Source organism: Streptomyces caeni (assembly GCF_042678285.1).
Lineage (GTDB): Bacteria > Actinomycetota > Actinomycetes > Streptomycetales > Streptomycetaceae > Streptomyces > Streptomyces caeni.
The window spans coordinates 17,875-35,692 of record NZ_JBHUDX010000092.1; the positions used below are offsets into that span (position 1 = coordinate 17,875).

At 70.3% G+C, this 17,818-nt stretch carries 12 protein-coding genes and 1 pseudogene; 7 read left to right on the plus strand and 6 right to left on the minus strand.

Translation table 11 applies throughout. The annotated features are described in order from the left end of the window. Window positions 1–37 precede the first annotated feature (37 nt). Window positions 38–2,953 carry a glycoside hydrolase family 48 protein gene (locus ACFSL4_RS30300; protein WP_381089895.1) on the minus strand — a complete coding sequence of 972 codons (2,916 nt, stop codon included), beginning with the start codon at window positions 2,951–2,953 and terminating at the stop codon, window positions 38–40. A 265-nt stretch (window positions 2,954–3,218) separates the two neighbouring features. On the opposite strand from ACFSL4_RS30300, the gene ACFSL4_RS30305 reads away from it, so the two are divergent. The 4 genes and pseudogenes from ACFSL4_RS30305 (at window position 3,219) to ACFSL4_RS30320 (ending at window position 8,348) form a co-directional block, all read left to right on the plus strand. Then, window positions 3,219–4,688, plus strand: coding sequence for a cellulose binding domain-containing protein (locus ACFSL4_RS30305; protein WP_381089897.1), 1,470 nt, complete (start codon window positions 3,219–3,221; stop codon window positions 4,686–4,688). A 47-nt stretch (window positions 4,689–4,735) separates the two neighbouring features. Beyond that, window positions 4,736–6,466 carry a glycoside hydrolase family 6 protein gene (locus tag ACFSL4_RS30310; RefSeq protein WP_381089899.1) on the plus strand — a complete coding sequence of 577 codons (1,731 nt, stop codon included), beginning with the start codon at window positions 4,736–4,738 and terminating at the stop codon, window positions 6,464–6,466. A gap of 153 nt (window positions 6,467–6,619) precedes the next feature. Beyond that, window positions 6,620–7,531: a class I SAM-dependent methyltransferase gene (locus ACFSL4_RS30315; protein ID WP_381089902.1), complete on the plus strand. Its 912-nt coding sequence runs from the start codon at window positions 6,620–6,622 to the stop codon at window positions 7,529–7,531. Window positions 7,532–7,612: 81 nt separating this feature from the next. Next, window positions 7,613–8,348, plus strand: a pseudogene (locus ACFSL4_RS30320) (SDR family oxidoreductase). A gap of 148 nt (window positions 8,349–8,496) precedes the next feature. Here ACFSL4_RS30320 and ACFSL4_RS30325 read toward each other — a convergent pair. From ACFSL4_RS30325 to ACFSL4_RS30335, 3 genes are all read right to left on the minus strand, one after another. After that, entirely contained in the window at window positions 8,497–9,333 is an 837-nt protein-coding gene (locus ACFSL4_RS30325) for an aldo/keto reductase (RefSeq protein WP_381089904.1), read from the minus strand. 175 nt (window positions 9,334–9,508) lie between these two features. Continuing rightward, window positions 9,509–11,335 (minus strand): AMP-dependent synthetase/ligase, encoded by a 1,827-nt coding sequence (locus ACFSL4_RS30330; RefSeq protein WP_381089907.1) that lies wholly within the window; start codon window positions 11,333–11,335, stop codon window positions 9,509–9,511. A 382-nt stretch (window positions 11,336–11,717) separates the two neighbouring features. Continuing rightward, window positions 11,718–12,581, minus strand: a complete 864-nt coding sequence (locus ACFSL4_RS30335; protein WP_381089910.1) for a LysR substrate-binding domain-containing protein — start codon at window positions 12,579–12,581, stop codon at window positions 11,718–11,720. A gap of 132 nt (window positions 12,582–12,713) precedes the next feature. Here ACFSL4_RS30335 and ACFSL4_RS30340 point away from each other — a divergent pair, with 132 nt between their 5' ends. Further along, window positions 12,714–13,754 carry a bile acid:sodium symporter family protein gene (locus ACFSL4_RS30340; protein WP_381089913.1) on the plus strand — a complete coding sequence of 347 codons (1,041 nt, stop codon included), beginning with the start codon at window positions 12,714–12,716 and terminating at the stop codon, window positions 13,752–13,754. Window positions 13,755–14,016: 262 nt separating this feature from the next. On the opposite strand, the gene ACFSL4_RS30345 is transcribed toward ACFSL4_RS30340, so the two are convergent. Both ACFSL4_RS30345 and ACFSL4_RS30350 read right to left on the minus strand, forming a co-directional pair. Continuing rightward, the gene (locus tag ACFSL4_RS30345; protein WP_381089916.1) at window positions 14,017–14,877 is read right to left on the minus strand and encodes an ABC transporter permease; all 861 of its coding nucleotides are present in this window, start codon (window positions 14,875–14,877) and stop codon (window positions 14,017–14,019) included. Continuing rightward, on the minus strand, window positions 14,874–15,800 hold the full coding sequence (locus ACFSL4_RS30350; RefSeq protein WP_381089919.1) for an ABC transporter ATP-binding protein: 927 nt from the start codon (window positions 15,798–15,800) through the stop codon (window positions 14,874–14,876). The genes ACFSL4_RS30345 and ACFSL4_RS30350 overlap by 4 nt, the downstream gene beginning before the upstream one ends. 133 nt (window positions 15,801–15,933) lie before the next feature. Here ACFSL4_RS30350 and ACFSL4_RS30355 point away from each other — a divergent pair, with 133 nt between their 5' ends. Continuing rightward, window positions 15,934–17,106 (plus strand): sensor histidine kinase, encoded by a 1,173-nt coding sequence (locus tag ACFSL4_RS30355; RefSeq protein WP_381089922.1) that lies wholly within the window; start codon window positions 15,934–15,936, stop codon window positions 17,104–17,106. Next, window positions 17,103–17,759 (plus strand): response regulator, encoded by a 657-nt coding sequence (locus tag ACFSL4_RS30360; protein ID WP_381089925.1) that lies wholly within the window; start codon window positions 17,103–17,105, stop codon window positions 17,757–17,759. The genes ACFSL4_RS30355 and ACFSL4_RS30360 overlap by 4 nt, the downstream gene beginning before the upstream one ends. The last annotated feature ends 59 nt before the right edge of the window (window positions 17,760–17,818 follow it).

The following is a 17,818-nucleotide window of genomic DNA, read 5'->3' on the forward strand; positions in this document are numbered from 1 at the left end:
GGGTCCGCCCGGCCCGGTACGCGGAGCGTTGGCGGGGCTATTCCAGGAGCTCCGCGTACGAGCCCATGGCGAGGGCGATGTCCGCCTGGGCCCAGAACCGGTGGTACGTGAAGGAGGGCGCGGCGCCGCCCGCGAGGTATGCCTCGATCTTCGACCAGGCCGGGTCGTTCTCGTAGAAGGACCGCATTGAGGCGAAGGTGGACGAGGAGTTGATGGAGTCGCCGTTCGGCATGGTGCCGCTCCAGCCGCTCGGCACGGAGACCGGGTCGTCGAAGCGGTTGTAGTCGGCGCGGGTCTCCGGGACGGCGATGCCGAGCCCGTCGCGGTAGTTGTCCCACATGCCGTCGAGCAGCGCCTTCGCCGTGGACTTGGCCGTCGGGTCACCGGACTTGGCGCCGTAGTACATCAGCGTCTTGGCGTACGCGGCCGCCACCCCGACGTCGTTGGTGTAGTCGGCGACGGTGACGTGCAGTCCGCTGTTGGATCCGGGACTCGACGGGTTCCAGGTGTCGGGCTGGCCCGACCAGTGGAGGGTGGAGGGGATCTGGTAGGTGCCGTCCGGGTTGACGGTGGTCTCGGACAGCGCCCAGGTCACCCACTTGTCGAGGATCGCCTTCGCCGTGGCGTTCCCCGTCTGCTGGTAGTACTCGGCGACCCGCTCCATCGACCATGCCTGGAAGCCGAACCACTGGTTGGACGGCGGGTCGTGGTAGACGGGCTGCCAGTCGTAGTACATGCCGTAGAAGGTGGACGTCCCGGCCGGCGGTGAGGCGTACCGGCCCTGCCAGCTGTTGGTCGCGCCGCCCGCGATGGCGCCCTCGGACGACTGCAGCCACTGGTAGAACTCCAGCTGGCGCCGGAGCGACGTGGCCCAGTCGGCCGTGCCCGTCGCCGACTTGGGCTCCAGGTCGGGGTAGCTGCTGAGCGCGTAGGCCGCGAGCGGGTTCTGGTAGCCGCCGTGGACGTGGCTGGAACCGATGCGCCAGGCCCAGCCGGCGGAGGAGTCCAGGGCACCGCCCCAGGCGTAGTACCAGGAGAGCAGGTAGTGGGAGGCGTCCTTGCCGGTACCCGCGGCGCATGTGGACGGGCCGACACAGTTGCCGATCTTCTTGAAGTACTTGTCGTACATGGCGTACCGCAGGTAGTCGCCCATCTTCGCGGCCTTGCCCACGGTCGTGGAGACGTCGGCGCCCCTGCCCTGCTGCTTGGCCCATACGTCGGCCCAGTACGCGGCCTGCACGGCGCGGGCGTCCGCGTCCGGCGCGTCGGTGAACTTCCACTGCCTGGAGTACGACGAGTCGCCGGTGAACAGGTCCAGATAGCCGTTCGTGCCGCCGTACTTGAACGCGTCGCAGGTCGGCTGCGGCACCGTCTCCCAGACCGACTCCTGCGGTCCGCGCTGGAAGGTGTTGATGTACGACGGCCCTGTCGCGCTCGGACCGGCCTCGCAGCTGCCCGGCTCGTTGCCGTACCCGTAGACGTTGTCGACGTCCTGGATCCAGTGCATGCCGTACACATCGTCCGTGCCGTACGCGCTCTTCAGCTCGCCCGCGATGGGGTCCGAGCCGACGGACACCGATGTGTCCAGCTTGGCCGGGTACTCGTCCGGGGTGTCCAGCTCGGGTGCGTAGGTCGCCGGCTTCGCGGGGCCGTAGAAGGAGTTGGCCGGCTGGTCGGCGTGGGTCGGGATCATGTACTTCTCCATCAGGGCCCACGCGCTGTTGAACTTCGACCAGTCGCCCGTCACCTTCCCGTACATGGCCTGCAGCCACAGCAGGTAACTGTAGGCCTCCGACGTGGTTTCATGGCCCTGGTCCGGTGCCTCGACGATCAGCGTCTCGACCGAGTGATAGGGGATCCCCTCAGGCGAGAAGTAGCCGTTGGCCGGGTCGGTGATCCTGCCGTAGAGGTCGAGGAACCGGGCGTCGTACGCCTTCGTGGCCGCCAGCTCCGTGACCGTGACCGTGGCCTTGGCGTGGCCGGTCGCGGAGGCGGTGAAGGTGGCTGAGCCGGTGCCGTTCGCGTCCGCCGTGACCGTCACCGGCCGGGCGGTGTCCCAGTCGGACGGCGTGAAGGTGAGCGAGGAGCCCCCGGTCACCGTGAGACCCGTGTTGCCCTCTGTGCGGGCCACGGACACCGTCACATCGGAGCTCGGCTGTGTCGACAGCTTCACGTCGAAGGTGCCCGACGTGCCCTGCTGCACGCCCAGCTGAGTGGGTGAGGCGACCACGGCGGGGCCCGAGGCGACGGTGATGCCGACCGGTGTGGACTCCGCGGACGCGCCGAGGCTGTCGTACGCCTTGGCCAGCAGGGAATGACTGCCCACGGTCAAACTGGAGACCGGGAGCGCGTACGGCGCGCTGGTGTCCGTGCCCAGCAGGGTCGTGTCGTCGTAGAACTCGACCTTGCTGATCGTCGCATTGTCGGCGGCGGCCGCGGTGGCGGCCAGCGGGACCGCCTCGCCCTGTGTGTAGACGGCGCCGGCGGTGGGGCTGGTCAGCACGGTGACCGGCGGCTGGTGGGCGCCCGCGCACAGGGCGCCGTTGATCGCGAAGCTCGTCGGCGCGGCGTTCGTGCCGCTGTACGTGAACTGCGCACCGGTGGTCACCGCGGCCCCGGCGGCGATCGTGCCGTTCCAGGAGGCGTTCTTCACCGTCACCGTCGTGCCGGACTGGGACCAGGTGCCGCTCCAGCCGTTGGTGAGCGTCTGGTTGCCCGCGTAGTCATACGTCAGGGTCCAGCCGTCGATGGCGTCGGTGCCCCGGTTGGTGAGGGTGAGGCCGGCGGTGAAGCCGGAGCCCCAGTCGTCGGTCTTGTAGTCGACACTGCACTGAAGCGCCGCCGCGTGTGCCGTGGCCGTGCCGTCCGCCGGCATGGCGAAGGGAAGCGCGAGGGCCGCCACGACGGCGGTCCAGAGCCGCCGCGCAGCGCGGCGGCTCCATCTGGGTGCCATGTGCTGGTTCCTCCTTGCGGCTCGGAGAAGTGGGGGGAGGAGCAACAAGCCTTGAACCAGTGGGAGCGCTCCCATATTGGGGAGGGGGGTGGGGGCGGTCAAGGTGTGTGAAGAGTCGAAAAGGATGTGACGCGGGTAGAACAGACAAGATTGTGACTCCTCTGGCCTTTCTCGTCACTTGGCGCTACCTTCACCTGCACCAGTGGGAGCGATTCCATCAGTCGGCGCGTCCGTCACGACGCGCCCGAGCTGAAAGGAGTCGCTCATGCGACACCCCCCTCGTTCAGCACTTTTACTCGTGGCCGGCGCGGTCGCCCTCGTGGGCACCGTGGTCGCGCCGGTCGTCACCGCGTCGGGCGCCGCTCCCGCGTGCACGGTGGACTACTCCGTGACCAGCCAGTGGGACAGCGGCTTCCAGGGCGCTGTAGAGATCACCAACAACAGTGAGGCCGTGAGCGGTTGGAGCCTCGGCTTCGACTTCGCGGGCGGCCAGCGGGTCACCCAGGGCTGGAACGCCACGTGGTCCCAGTCCGGTACGACGGTGACCGCGGCCAACGAGAGCTGGAACGGTTCGCTGGCCACGGGCGCCAGTGTCAGCGCCGGGTTCATAGCCTCCTGGGAGGGAAGCAACCCGGTGCCCACATCGTTCACGCTCAACGGAACCACGTGCAACGTCGACCCCGGGCCGACGCCGCCCCCGACCCAGCCTCCCCCGGCGGGCACGGCACCGGCCCTGCACGTCTCGGGGAACAGGCTCGTGGACTCGGGCGGCGCGACCCGCAGGCTGCTCGGTGTGAACCGCTCCGGCGGCGAGTTCATGTGCGTCCAGGGCTACGGCATCTTCGACGGCCCGGTCGACGACGCGGCCGTCCAGGCGATCGCCGACTGGAAGACCGACGCGGTCCGCATTCCGCTGAACGAGGAGTGCTGGCTGGGGCTCTCGAACATCAAGCCCGAGTACGCGGGCGCCAACTACATCGGCGCCGTCAAGGACCTGGTGGCCAGGGTCGAGGCACACGGCATGACCCCGGTCCTCGACCTGCACTGGACCTACGGCCAGTACACCGGCAACTCCGCCGGCTGCTCCGATGTGCACGCCACCTGCCAGAAGCCGATGCCGGACGCGCAGTACACTCCGTCGTTCTGGGCATCGGTCGCGAGCACGTTCAAGGACGACCCGGCGGTCGCGTTCGACCTGTTCAACGAGCCCTATCCGGACCGGGCGACGACCACGGCCACCCAGGCGTGGCAGTGCTGGCGGGACGGCGGCACCTGCCCCGGAATCGGCTACGAGGTCGCCGGCATGCAGGACCTGGTCGACGCGGTGCGCGGCACCGGTGCCACGAACGTGATCCTGGCGGGCGGCCTCGCGTACTCCAACGACCTGAGCCAGTGGCTGACGTACCGGCCCGACGACCCCGCGGGCAATCTCGTTGCCGCGTACCACGTCTACAACTTCAACGCCTGTGCGAACGAGAGCTGCTGGAACTCCACCCTCGCCCCGGTGGCGGCCCAGGTGCCGCTCGTCGCCGGGGAGGTCGGTGAGAACACCTGCTCGCACGGGTTCGTCGACCAGGTCATGAAGTGGTTCGACGACCGGGGGCTCTCGTATCTCGGCTGGACCTGGAACACCTGGGACTGCTCGTCCGGGCCGTCCCTGATCTCCGGTTACGACGGTACGCCCACGTCGTACGGCATCGGGCTGCGTGACCATCTGCGCGCCCTGAGCGGATGACTCCGCAACGGTCAACATCCCGTGGACAGAGAAGGAAACCCGCACTCATGAGTCGTACCAGAACAGCGATGTTCGCCGCCCTGGCGCTGTTCGCCGGGGCCTCGGGACCCGCGGCTGCCGCCGTCCCCTCGTCGGGCGCCGGGATCACCGCCGTCCCCTGCACCGTCGCCTACACGGTGCAGAACCAGTGGGACACCGGCTTCACCGCCGCCGTCACTGTCACCAACAACGGTGCCGCCAAGAGCAGTTGGGCGGTGCAGTGGTCCTACGCCGGCAACCAGCAGGTCACCAGCGGCTGGAACGCGCGGATCAGCCAGAGCGGGGCCGAGGTCACCGCCGCCAATGAGACCTACAACGGCGCACTCGCGACGGGTGGTTCGGTCAGCTTCGGATTCAACGCCTCCTACAGCGGCAGCAACGAGGTCCCGACGGCCTTCACCCTCGACGGCGTCACCTGCAACGTCGACGACGGCGGCAGCGGTGGCGGTGGCGGTGGCGGAGGCGGTGGCGGTGGCGGCACGAGCGGCCGCGTCGACAACCCGTACGCCGGAGCCAAGGTGTACGTGAACCCGGAGTGGTCCGCGAAGGCCGCCGCGGAGCCGGGCGGCAGCCGCGTCTCGAACCAGCCCACCGGCGTCTGGCTCGACCGCATCGCGGCGATCAACGGCGTGAACGGCGGCATGGGCCTGCGCGACCACCTCGACGCGGCCCTCGCCCAGAAGGGCAGCGGCGAAGAAGTCGTCCAGCTCGTGATCTACGACCTGCCGGGACGCGACTGCTCGGCCCTGGCGTCCAACGGCGAACTCGGCCCGACGGAGATCGACAAGTACAAGACCCAGTTCATCGACCCGATCGCGGCGATCCTGGCCGACCCCCAGTACGCCTCGCTGCGGATCGTCACCACGATCGAGATCGACTCGCTGCCGAACCTGGTCACCAACATCGGCAGCCGGGCCACGGCCACACCCGAGTGCGACACGATGAAGGCCAACGGCAACTACGTGAAGGGCGTCGGCTACGCGCTCGCCACGCTCGGCGCGATCCCCAACGTCTACAACTACGTGGACGCCGGACACCACGGCTGGCTCGGCTGGGACGACAACTTCGGCCCGTCGGCGGACCTGTTCAAGCAGGCGGCCACGAGCGAGGGCGCGACGGTCGACGACGTGGCGGGCTTCATCACCAACACGGCGAACTACAGCGCCCTCAAGGAGGACAACTTCACGGTCGACGACACCGTGAACGGCACCTCGGTGCGCCAGTCCAAGTGGGTCGACTGGAACCGGTACGTCGATGAGTTGTCGTACGCGCAGGCGTTCCGCGACAAGCTGGTCTCGGTCGGGTTCAACTCGGACATCGGCATGCTGATCGACACCTCCCGCAACGGCTGGGGCGGCTCCGCCCGGCCCTCCGGACCGGGCGCCACGACCAGTGTGGACACATACGTCGACGGCGGCCGCTACGACCGGCGCATCAACATCGGCAACTGGTGCAACCAGGCGGGCGCCGGGCTCGGCGAGCGCCCGCAGGCGTCGCCGGCCGCCGGTATCGACGCCTACGTGTGGATGAAGCCGCCGGGTGAGTCCGACGGCTCCAGCACAGCCATCTCGAACGACGAGGGCAAGGGCTTCGACCGCATGTGCGACCCGACCTACACGGGCAACGCGCGCAACGGCAACAACATGTCGGGCGCGCTGCCGGACGCACCGCTGTCCGGGCACTGGTTCTCGGCGCAGTTCCAGCAGCTGATGGCGAACGCCTATCCGCCGCTGTCCTGACCCCGGCCTGAGGCGATCCGCGGGGACCGGCCGGGGAGGGCCGGTCCCCGCGGATCGCGAACCGCCGTGGTTTTTGCCGCCCCGGCAACCGAAGTGGCCGGTTCACGGGGCGTCGGCGCAGGCTGGCGGCATCGACAAGGGAGGCTGACCACCATGGCGCACGCACACCACGGTCATCGGGACCGCCAGGGCCACCATCGACACCACGGGCACCACGACCACACCGACATCGACTGGGCCGTCATGGCCCCCGTGCTGGAGGCCCAGGCGGAGCTGTTCTCACCCCTGTACGAGAAGGTCATGGCGTGGCTGGCCGAGGACATGCCGGAGCCCGGTCTGATCGTCGACACGGGCAGCGGGCCGGGCGTGGTCGCCTGCTATTTCGCCGAGGCGTTCCCGGGCGCGCGCGTGGTCGCCGTGGACGGCTCCGAGCCACTGCTGGAGCGCGCCCGGGCCCGGGCCGCCCGTCTCGGCCTCGCCGACCGCCTCGATGTCATCGCCGGTGACCTGCCGGACGCCCTGGGCGGGCTGGACCACCCGGCCGGCCTGCTGTGGGCCGGCAACAGCCTGCACCACCTGGGCGACCAGCGGGCCGCCCTCGCCGCGTTCGCAGCGCGGCTGGCACCCGGGGGCACCCTGGCCCTGCTGGAGGGCGGTCTGCCCGCGCGGTTCCTGCCGCGGGACATCGGTTTCGGGCGTCCGGGCCTGCAGGCGCGCCTCGACGCGATGGAGGCGGAGTGGTTCACACGGATGCGGGCCGAGCTGCCCGGTGCCGTCACGGAGACCGAGGACTGGCCGGCGCTGCTGACCGCGGCCGGCCTGAAGCACACCGGTACCCGCAGCTTCCTGCTGGACCTGCCCGCCCCGGCCACGGACCGTGCCCGTGGCTACGTCGTCGCCTCCCTGACACGGCTGCGCGAGGCGCTCGCCGACGACCTCGGTCCCGACGACCGCAGCACCCTCGACCGCCTCCTGGACCCCGAGGACGACGCGAGCGTGCACCGCCGGAAGGACGTGTTCGTCCTGAAGGCGCACACGGTGTACACGGCCGTCCGGCCCGTGTGAGACGCGCCGCCAGGGCACCTGACTTGGAGAGCGCTCCAGGTGGCGGACTCGCCGGCGTTCACCGAGGCGCAGGGGGTAACCGTGATCGATTCTCCGGTCGCACTCGTCACCGGCGGGGGGCAGCGGCATCGGCGCCGCGGTGGCACGGCAGCTGCTCGACGCGGGGCACCGGGTGGCCGTCACGGGACGCGGCGAGCAGCGGCTGCGCGGCTTCGCGGCGGAACCCCAAGACCCGGCCGGCCTGTTGGCCATTGCCGGGAACATGGCCGAGTACGACCAGGTGCCTGCCGCCGTCGAGACCACGCTGAAGGAGTTCGGCCGGCTCGACACGGTCCTCGCCAACGCCGGTTTCGCCACCCGCGACACGGTCGCGGAGGGCGATCGGGCCGGGCGGCCCGAGACGGTGCTGACCGCTGGGTCCCGCGCTGCTCATCAGGGCCTCCATCGACGCCCTCAAGGAGACCCAGGGCCGGATCGTCCTGGTCGGCGGTGTGGCCGGGTTCGTGAACACGCCGGGCAACAACTACGGGGCGACCATGGGGGTACCGCCCGCTCGGGCGAAGCCGAGAGTGGGGGAGGGCGGTCACCGGCCTGGCCGAGAACGCCCGCCGTCAGGTCACGGAGTGGGGCGTGGGTGTGACACTGATCGCGCACGGCCGTGTCGAGACGCCGTTCCGGGACGGCTACGGCAGCCCCCCCGCCGGGGCACCTCCTCACCGCCGACCGGATCGCCGACCCGGTCGTCTGGGCGATCCGCCGGCCCGTGGGCGTCGACGTCAACACGGTGGTGGTACGGCCGCTCGGACAGCCCAACTGACGTCGGGCACCCGATACGGTGTGCGCCGCGGCGGGAGGTCCACCGGCGCTTCGGCCCCACCACGGCCGGCGAAGGCCCAGGACGACGACGGCCCGGCCGCGCGGAAGCGGGGCCGGGCCGTGGGCCGGGGCCGGCGGACGAGCCGGCGTCAGGCCATGTCGAACGTCGCCGGGTCGGGGCCGATGCGGCGGTCCTCGTTGAGCGCGCTGATCGCCGCCATGTCCTCGGTGTCCAGGGAGAAGTCGAAGACCTGGATGTTCTCCCTGATCCGGGACGGGGTCACGGACTTGGGGATCACGATGGTGCCGAGCTGGAGGTGCCAGCGCAGCACGACCTGGGCGGGGGAGCGGCCGTGCTTCTGGGCGATGGCGACGATCGCCGGGACCTCCAGAAGGCCCTTGCCCTGGCCGAGGGGCGACCACGCCTCCGTCGCGATCCCCTGCTCCGCGTGGTATTCACGTGCCGCCGGCTGCTGCAGATGCGGGTGCAGCTCGATCTGGTTCACCGCGGGGATGACCGACGTCGCGTCGATCAGGCGCTCCAGGTGCTCGGGAAGGAAGTTGGAGACGCCGATCGCCTTGGCGCGGCCGTCCGCGTGGATCTTCTCGAAGGCCTTGTACGTCTCGACGAACCTGCCCCGGGACGGCAACGGCCAGTGGATCAGGTACAGATCCACGTACTCCAGGCCGAGCTTCGCCAGCGACGCGTCGAAGGCGCGCAGCGCGGAGTCGTACCCGTGGTCGCTGTTCCAGAGCTTGGTGGTGACGAAGAGGTCCTCGCGGGGGATGCCGGAGGCGGCCACCGCCTTGCCGACGCCCTCTTCGTTGCCGTAGATCGCCGCTGTGTCGATGCTGCGGTACCCGGCCTCCAGAGCGGTGGCGACGGCGCTCTCCGCCTCGCCGTCCGGCACCTGCCAGACGCCGAAGCCCAGCTGGGGCATCTCGACGCCGTTGTTCAGGATGATCGGGGGGACCTTGCTGCTCACGAGCTCTCGATCCTTCAGTCGTCGGGTGGGTACTCCCATCGTCAACGATCACGGTGCGACACGCATTCCTGACCGGCCGTTTCCCCGCGGAATCTCGACGCCGGCCGGACAATGGCCGGAAACGGTCCCGGCCGCGCCCGTCCACGCCGCGGACCGAGGCCCTCCCGCACCGGTCTCAGGCCCGGTACAGCGCCTCCACCTCGGCCGCGTACGCGTTCTCGATCGCCTTGCGCTTCAGCTTCAGCGACGGCGTGAGCAGGCCGTGCTCCTCGGTGAACTGGTGGGCGAGGATGCGGAACGTGCGGATCGACTCGGCCTGTGAGACAAGCGTGTTGGCGGCCACCACCGCCCGCCGCACCTCCGTCTCCAGATCCGGGTCGCGGACGAGCTGGGCCGGGGACAGCTGCGGCTTGCCGCGCATCTGCAGCCAGTGCTCCACGGCCTCCGAGTCGAGCGTGACGAGCGCCGCCACGTACGGGCGGTCGTTGCCGACGACGATGCACTGCGCGACCAGGGGGTGGTCCCGTACCCGCTCCTCCAGCAGCCCGGGCGAGACGCTCTTGCCGCCGGAGGTCACCAGGATCTCCTTCTTGCGCCCGGTGATGGTGAGATAGCCGTCCTCGTCGAGGGAGCCCAGGTCGCCGGTGGCCAGCCAGCCGTCGTGCAGGGCTCCGTCGGTGGCCTTCTGGTTGTTCAGGTAGCCCTGGAAGATGTTGCCGCCGTGCAGCCAGATCTCGCCGTCGTCGGAGATGTGCACGGTCGTGCCGGGGATGGCCTGGCCGACGGTGCCGTACCGGGTGCGCTCGGGAGGGTTGGCGGTCGCGGCCGCCGTCGACTCCGTCAGCCCGTACCCCTCGTAGATGTGCACGCCGGCGCCCGCGAAGAACAGTCCGAGCCGGCGGTCCATCGCCGAACCCCCGGACATCGCGTGCCGCACCCGGCCGCCCATCGCGGCACGGATCTTGGCGTACACGACCTTGTCGAAGAACTGGTGCTGCACGCGCAGGCCCGCGGACGGCCCGGGCCCGATGCCCCACGCCTTCGCCTCGACCGCGTCCGCGTACTTGACGGCGACCTCGACCGCCTTCTCGAACGGGCCGGAGCGGCCCTCCTTCTCGGCCTTGCGGCGGGCCGCGTTGAACACCTTCTCGAAGATGTACGGCACGGCGAGGAAGAACGTCGGCCTGAACGCGGCCAGGTCGGGCAGCAGGGCCGCCGCGTTCAACTGGGGCTGGTGGCCGAACTTGACCCTGCCGCGGATGGCCGCCACCTGCACCATCCGGCCGAAGACGTGGGCCAGCGGCAGGAACAGCAACGTGGCCGCCTCGTCGCCCCTCCTGGAGTGGAAGACCGGTTCCCAGCGCTCGATGACCGTATCGGCCTCGAACATGAAGTTGCCGTGCGAGAGGACGCAGCCCTTGGGACGGCCGGTGGTGCCCGAGGTGTAGATCACGGTCGCGACCGAGTCCGGGGTGACCGCCTGCCGGTGCCGGTGCACCACCTCGTCGTCGATGTGGGCGCCCGCGTCGTACAGCTTCTGGACGGTGCCCACGTCCAGCTGCCACAGCCGGTGCAGCTGCGGCAGCCGGTCGATGACCGTGGCGATGGTCATCGCGTGGTCCTCGTGCTCCACCATCGCGGCCGTGACCTGCGCGTCGTGCAGCATCCAGAAGACCTGCTCGGCCGAGGAGGTGGGGTAGACGGGCACCACCTGCGCGCCGATCGTCCACAACGCGAAGTCGAAGAGCGTCCACTCGTAGCGCGTGCGGCACATGATCGCGACCCGGTCCCCGAAGCGGACCCCTTCGGCCAGCAGCCCCTTGGCGAGCGCCAGCACCTCGTCGCGGAACTCCGCAGCGGTCACATCCCGCCACCGGCCCTCCTCGTCCTTGCGACCGAGGGCGACACGGAGCGGATCTTGACGGGCATACTCGAAGACGACGTCGGCCAGACCGCCCACCGGCGGCGTCGACGCCAACGGGGGGTTGGTGAACTCGCGCAATCCCGCTCCTTGTGGCGCTCCGCACAGCGCCGTGAAAGCTACCCCACCGGGCGGCCGGGCGGGAGAGGGGCGGAAACCGGGGCGCTGTCCGCAAATGCACAGGTCAGGTCCGGAAAACGCCCGCACAACGGAGAGGGACGGGCGAAAATCCCTACTGCTGCGTAGGTTCCGGTCCCGCAATCTCCACGGAATCTGTACGGTGCGATTACCGTGGCGGGCGCTCTACTCGTGAGTAACATCGGCGGTGGTGCGCGTCGCCGGTTCCGTGCCAGGCGTTCCGCGGAACTCCGGTGCATCACCTGCGGGTCCGTCGTGGCGCGTCGCGCGGTTCTCCGCGCCCCTTCGCGGCGCGTCGAACCGTACTGGACTTCGCCGAGCCCGCTCAGCGGCGGTGCAGCCGGTCTCCGCCCGCCAGGATCGCCGCCGCCAGTGCCCGGGCCGCGTTGCGCGCCGGACCCGGCCGCTGCCCGTGCACCAGGACGAAGTCGACCTCGCCCAGCTCCGGCAGGCCCGCCCGCTCGGGGATCCGCACCAGACCGGGCGGGACCAGACCGCGGGAGTGGACCATCACGCCGAGGCCGGCGCGGGCCGCCGCGACCAGGCCGTTGAGGCTGCCGCTCGTACACGCGACGCGCCAGGCGCGGCCCTGCCTCTCCAGGGCCTCCAGTGCGCGGGCACGGGTGATGCCCGGCGGCGGATAGACGATCAGTGGCACCGGGCGGTCCGGGTCCAGGCGCAGCCGCTCCGCGCCGATCCACACCAGTCTGTCGTGCCAGACCAGTTCCCCGCGCGGGTCCTGGGGGCGCCGCTTGGCCAGCACCAGATCGAGCCGGCCCGTGGCGAGCTGTTCGTGGAGCACGCCGGACAGCTCGACCGTCAGTTCCAGATCGACCTCGGGGTGGTCGTGGCGGAACCCCTCCAGGATCTCCGGAAGGCGGGTGGCGACGAGGTCCTCCGAGGCGCCGAACCTGAGCCGGCCCCGCAGGCGCGTGCCGGTGAAGAACGCCGTCGCCTGCTCGTGCACCTCCAGGATCCGGCGCGCGAAGCCGAGCATCGCCTCGCCGTCCTCGGTCAGCTCGACCGAGTGCGTGCCCCGGGAGAACAGCTGCCGCCCCGTCGCGTCCTCCAGGCGCCGCACATGCTGGCTGACCGTGGACTGGCGCAGCCCGAGCCGCCGGGCGGCCTGCGTGAAGCTCAGGGTCTGGGCGACCGCCAGAAACGTCCGCAGGTGGGAGGGGTCGTACACCCCCTCAGGTTATCGCGGAACGCGATGACAGTCAGAGCGGTATGCCGGATTCCCGATCGATCGGCGGAGGAGGACGATGAAGAGGGCACGAGCGTGTCCGGCACCGGACGTACAGCGAAGTAGTGGAGCACAGTGAAACGCCTGCAATGGCCGCGTTGGATCCCCGTGGACCCGTACATCCTCCTGCTGCTGGGGACCGTGGGCGCGGCGGCCCTCCTCCCGGCGCGGGGCACGGCCGCCGATGTCGCGTCGGGCGCATCCACCGCCGCGATCGCCCTCCTCTTCTTCCTGTACGGAACCCGGCTCTCCACCCGGGAGGCCCTGACGGGGCTCAAACACTGGCGGCTCCACGTCACGGTGCTGGCCTGCACGTTCGTGATCTTCCCGCTGCTGGGCTTGGCCGCCCGGGGCCTGGTGCCGGTGCTGCTGACGCACAACCTCTACACCGGCCTGCTCTTCCTCACCCTCGTCCCGTCGACCATCCAGTCCTCGATCGCCTTCACCTCGATCGCGCGCGGCAACGTGCCCGCCGCGATCTGCGCGGGATCCTTCTCCTCCCTCGTGGGCATCGTCGTCACCCCGCTGCTCGCGGCGGCGCTGCTCGGCAACAGCGGAGGTGGGTTCTCCGCGGACTCGCTCGTCAAGATCGTGCTGCAGCTGCTGGTGCCGTTCCTCGCGGGGCAGGTGCTGCGGCGCTGGATCGGGAGCTTCATCACCCGGCACAAGAAGGTGCTCGGGCTGGTCGACCGCGGCTCGATCCTGCTGGTCGTCTACACGGCCTTCAGCGAGGGCATGGTCCGGGGCATCTGGCACCAGGTCAGCCCGCTCCGGCTGGGCGGCCTGCTCCTGGTCGAGGCGGTGGTGCTCGCGGTGATGCTCACGCTGACCTGGTACGGCGGCCGTGCGCTGGGCTTCGGCCGGGAGGACCGGATCGCCATCCAGTTCGCCGGCTCGAAGAAGTCCCTCGCCTCCGGGCTGCCCATGGCGAGCGTTCTGTTCGGCACGCAGGCCTCGCTGGCCGTGCTTCCGCTGATGCTCTTCCACCAGATGCAGCTCATGGTCTGCGCGGTGATCGCCAAGCGCCGCTCCCGCGATCCGCAGCCGCGGCCGGCCGCCTCCGGACCGGCCGCGGCCCCGCGCACCGGGATCGGCACGGGGACACGCTCCGGCTGAGGTCCGCCGCGCCGCGGCACCCGTGGCGCCTGCGGCGTGGTGCCGCGCGTGAGCTGTTCACCGGCCTGTTGATCCGGATCTCGGGCACACAGGGCTGACTGCGGATGACGTTCCGTCATGACCGCACCCCTGGAGCTCGATCCCAGTGGAGAACTGGAACTCCGCCGACCACGACCCGTTCCCGCCTGGCACCCGGCGAGTACGGACCAAGAGCCTGCTGCAACGGCCCGGTGCGCATCTTTGGCAGCCAGGCCCTGCGGGCTCACGGATCGTGCCGACGGACGGCGACCACAGCGACGACTGCTGCGGCGAGAGGCCAAGCCGTGTACACGATCCACGACCCGCTGATGGTCGCCGGGTAGGGGGCCGATCCGAAGGGGTCGCCCATCTGCACCAGCCGTTCCCACGCGCTGCGGGGCAGCGCGTGAAGGATGGCGGACGACCAGCGGTGGCGGTCGTTGAGGAGGAGCGGCAGCAGCAAAAGAATGCCGGTGAACGTCACGAAGGTGGTTGCGGTGTGCCGGATGAGGGCGCCGAGGCCCATCCCGACGAGCGCGCACACCGGAGCGAGCAGAGCGGACGCCGCGACGGCGCGGAGCGCGCCTGGGTAGCCGAGGGACAGGCCGATGCCCCGACCGGACAGGATGGCCTGTGTCACGCCGAACGAGGTTCCCGCGACGACGGTGCCGTAGACGAGCATGACTGCCGTCACGACGGCCATCTTGGCCGCTACGACCGATCGGCGGGCCGGTACTGCCGCGAAAGTCGTGCGGATCTGTCCGGTGCTGTACTCGCCGACGACCGTGAGGGCGCCGATGCTGCCGGTGGCGAGTATCAGGACCATGCAGGCGCCGATGGTGAAGGCGTCCCGCATGGCCCAGATCGGAACGAAGAGGGCCCGGATCCCTTCGTTGTAGGCCGGCCAGTTGTTGTAGTCCGCGACGGCCGCGCTGATGTTGATGGCGATGATGACGAGTGCGCTGACCCCGAAGGCCCAGGAAATGGACCGCAGCGACCAGAGTTTGATCCACTCGGCGGCGAGCAGGTCCCGGAAGCGGGCGCCGGGCTCGGCGGCGCGCACGGCGGTCGAGACCCCCGTCTGCCGTGTGGTGGTCGAGGTCATCGGGATTCTCCTGCGAGGTATTCGACGCTGTCGGCGGTGAGTTCCATGAACGCCTCCTCCAGTGAGGAGGTGCGGGTGGCCAGCTCAAGGAGCACGATGCGGTGGTGGGAGGCGAGTTCCCCGATGCGAGCCGCGCTCAGGCCGGTCACGGTGAGCCACTCCGCTGCGTCGGCGACCGGGTCGTCCGGCTGTACCGAGGCGCCCTCGGCTTCGAGCACAGCTGCCAGCGTGGTGCCGTCGGGTGTCCGCACGGTCACGCTCTGGCGGGTGCCGCGGGCCGCGAACTCCGTCACGCTCTCGTCGGCGATCAGCTCGCCCCGGCCGATGACGATCAGGTGCTCGGCGGTGTTCTGCATCTCGCTCATCAGGTGGCTGGAGACGAACACGGTGCGCCCCTCGGCGGCCAGTCGCCCGAACAGGCCGCGTACCCACCGCACGCCCTCCGGGTCCAGGCCGTTGACCGGCTCGTCGAACAGCAGCACCGGAGGGTCGCCGAGCAGAGCCGTGGCGATGCCGAGCCGCTGCTTCATGCCCAGGGAGAACCCGCCGATGCGACGCCGGGCCGCAGGAGCCAGTCCCACCTCCTCAAGGACCTCGTCCACCCGGTGCCGCGGGATACCGTTGCTGCGGGCCAGGGCGGACAGATAGGCCACTGCGCTGCGACCGCCATGGACGTCATGGGCGTCGAGCAGGGCACCGACGTGACGCAGGCCGCGCGGGTGGTCCCGGAACAGGTGACCGTCGATAGTGGCGGTGCCGCTGGTGGGTTCGGTCAAGCCGAGGAACATGCGCAGCGTGGTGCTCTTGCCGGCACCGTTGGGACCGAGGAACCCGGTGACGTGCCCGGGGCGCACGGTGAAAGTCAGGCCGTTGACGGCAGTGGCCTTGCCGTATCGCTTGGTCAGTTCGTTGACTTCGATCACCTGGCCAACGGTGCCGGGGAGAGCGTCCGTCCGGCATCGGCCCGGCGGCTGCACTCGCGGGAGGCCTGGTATCCCGTGGGCGTACGCCCACGGGCCAATGTTCCGCCGCTGGTCAGGCGATTACGATCGCCCCATGTCCGCCGAGCCGCGTCCCATGTCGTCCTGGCACCTGCGGCCGGCCGCGCGGGCGGCTCTGGCCTGGTGCGGGGCGATCGCCTACCCCTTCGCACTGTTCTTCGCGGCACGCGGCACGCCCTTCGACTCCCCCGGCCTGCCCTTCGTCTCGGCGGCCGCGGTCACGGTCCTGCCTCTCGGACTGCTGCGCCGCCGCCCACTGCCGGCTCTGGCACCGTTGCTCCTGGGTACGTACGTCACGGCGACGACAACCCCGTTCTGGCAGGTTGTGTTTCTGCTGGTTCTGGCGAACGACCTCGCCGTCGGATACATCGTGGCCACCCGGCCTCGCCGCATCGCGGTCACCGCTGCCGTCACGACGCTCGGCGTACAGGTCGCCTTCGCCGCACGCCTCGGGACCGGGACGGACGGCTTCGCCCGCACGGTCGTGGTCCTCGTCGTCGCGCTCGCCGCCGCCTGGATGACCGGCCATTCGATTCGCGAACGCCGAGAGCACGCCGCGGTACTGCGCTCACAGACCGCCGCCCGGGCCGCCGCTGCCGAACGCCTCCGGATCGCCCGTGAGCTGCACGACATGATCGCGCACAGTATTGGCGTCATCGCCATCCAGGCAGGCGTGGGTCGTCGGGTCATCGACACACAGCCGGACGAAGCCCGCAACGCGCTGGCCACCATCGAAGAGACCAGCAGGGAAACCCTCGCCGGGCTGCGGCGCACCCTGGGCGCGCTGCGCCGCACCGAACCGGGCCCTGGGGCGGAGGCCGCGCCGCGCGAGCCTGCCCCGGGGCTGGCCGACCTCGACCGGCTGACGGCCTCGGCGAAGGACGCGGGCATCCATGTCGACATGCGATGGCTCGGAGAACGACGGCCCCTGCCCCCCGATATCGACCTGGCCGCCTTCCGGATCGTCCAGGAGGCCCTCACCAACGTCGTACGCCACGCGGACACCCCCGACTGCCGCGTCACCATCGGCTACCAAGACGGTGAACTGACCATAGAGGTCGCCGACGACGGCCGCGGCGGCCCCACCTCCGGCACCGGATACGGCATCACCGGAATGAGGGAACGCGTCAACCTGCTACGCGGCCAGTTCACCGCCGGGCCTCGTCCCGAGGGCGGCTTTCGCGTGGCAGCCCGGCTCCCACTCTCCGAAGGAGCGCACATCTCATGACGGTCCGCGTCGTGCTCGCCGACGACCAGCCGCTGGTCCGCAACGGCCTGCGCGTCCTCATGGCCGACGCCCCCGACATCGACGTCGTGGGAGAGGCCGGAACCGGCGCCGAAGCGGTCCAGCTGGTCCGGGACACCGGGCCCGACGTGGCGGTGATGGACATCCGCATGCCAGGCATGGACGGCATCGAGGCCACTGGGCTGATCACGGCAGCCGCTGGAGCGGCGCGCGTCCTTATCCTCACCACGTTCGACGATGACGAGTACATCTACGGTGCTCTCCGAGCGGGTGCGAGCGGATTCCTCGTCAAGGACATGGCACTGGACGACATCCTCGGGGCGATCCGTGTGGTCGCCGCCGGAGACGCCCTGATCGCCCCGAGCGTCACGCGCCGCCTGATCGCGGAGTTCGCCGCCCGCCCCGAACCAGCCCCGCATCCACGACCAGTCGGGAACATCACCCAGCGGGAACGCGAGGTACTGACCCTCGTCGGACGCGGCATGTCCAACAGCGAGATCGCCGCCCACCTCTACATCAGCGTGGCCACCGCAAAAGCACACGTAGCGCGGCTACTCACCAAACTCGAAGCCCGCGACCGAGTCCAACTTGTCATCACCGCCTACGAGATCGGCCTGGTAACGCCACCTCGGTGAACACCAAGCACCCCAGTGAGCGCGGACATCCGCATCGGCTGCGCGCGGTGCTCGAACCT